We start from the raw sequence: 305 nt of genomic DNA on the forward strand, positions 1-305 counted from the left end.
CACCAACGTCGTGGGCGTGGCCAAGGGCACCGTCCCCACCGGCCAGAACGTCACCGGCAACGTCAACACCGCAGTCAACGGCGAGTACGGCAAGATCGTCCTCAAGGCCGACGGCTCCTACACCTACGAGCTGAACAACAACGACCCGCGCGTAAACGCGCTGCTCGATGGCCAGCAGCTCAAGGACACCTTCACCTACACGATCCGTGACGCCGACGGCGACGTCAGCACCACCACCATCACGGTCACCATCAACGGCCACACCGATGGCGTGCCGGGCGTCACCGTCCCCGACGCCAACGGCG

Annotated in this window: 1 protein-coding gene; it reads left to right on the top strand. The window is 65.6% G+C overall.

Annotated features, from left to right (window positions below):
• The coding region (locus BRO63_RS33785) for a VCBS domain-containing protein (RefSeq protein WP_143219537.1) at positions 1-305 on the top strand (305 nt) is incomplete at both ends.

The organism is Achromobacter xylosoxidans, assembly GCF_002192695.1.
Lineage (GTDB): Bacteria > Pseudomonadota > Gammaproteobacteria > Burkholderiales > Burkholderiaceae_B > Achromobacter > Achromobacter xylosoxidans_C.